Here is a 959-nt window from a genome sequence, read left to right on the forward strand (position 1 = left end):
CCGGCGCCCTCGCGCTCGACGACGACGGGGCCGAGGCCGGGACGCCGCGGCTCACCCGCACGGGCCGCGTGCGGCTCGAGCTCGTCTCTCTCCGGGAGGCGGAGCGCCTGGCCGACGAGCTCGCCGACCTCGCCCGCCGTCGCGGCCTCGCGGCGGCCCGGGCGCCCCTCCCCACACGGGTGCCCTTCGCCGACCTGACGCCTCCAGCGGGCACGGCTGCGGGCGGGACCCGCGGTCTCGCGGCCGTCATCGGCGTCGGGCACGCGGGTCCCGTCGCCGTCGACCTCGTCGCGGACGGCCCGCACGCGGTCGTCGCGGGCACGACGGGCAGCGGCAAGAGCGAGCTGCTCGTCACGTGGATGGCGGCGCTGGCCGCCGCGCATCCGCCGGAGGAGGTCACCGTGCTGCTCGTCGACTTCAAGGGCGGCGCCGCGTTCGACCCGCTGCTCGTCCTCCCGCACGCCGTGGGCCTCGTCACCGACCTCGACGGCCAGGGCGCCCACCGGGCCCTGGACAGCCTGCGGGCGGAGGTGCGCCACCGCGAGCGGACCCTCCGGGCGTGCGGGGCACGCGACGTCGACGACCCCGCGGCGGCCGGGGCGCTGCCGCGCCTGGTGATCGTGGTCGACGAGCTGGCCGCCCTCCTCGCCGACCAGGACGGGCTGCACGAGGTCGTCGCCGACGTCGCCGCGCGGGGCCGGTCCCTCGGCATGCACCTGGTCCTCTGCACGCAGCGGCCCGCGGGCGTCGTGCGCGACTCCGTGCTCGCGAACTGCGACCTGCGGCTGTCCCTGCGCGTCAACAACGAGGCCGACAGCAGGGCCCTCCTCGGCACGGCCGAGGCGGCCGGCCTCGCGGACGCCCCGGTCGGGCGCTGCCTCGTCGCCGCCCACGGCGCGCCGGCCCGTCCGGTCCAGGTGGCGGTCACGACGGCGGACGACCTGGCGCGCATCGCCGCC

Annotated in this window: 1 protein-coding gene; it reads left to right on the plus strand. The window is 79.0% G+C overall.

The window, feature by feature from the left end; all coding sequences use genetic code 11:
* Positions 1 to 959: FtsK/SpoIIIE domain-containing protein (locus tag Q6969_RS15930; protein WP_317231313.1), on the plus strand; the 959-nt coding region annotated here is incomplete at both ends.

It is taken from the genome of Clavibacter sp. MX14-G9D (assembly GCF_032917815.1).
Taxonomy (GTDB): domain Bacteria; phylum Actinomycetota; class Actinomycetes; order Actinomycetales; family Microbacteriaceae; genus Clavibacter; species Clavibacter michiganensis_K.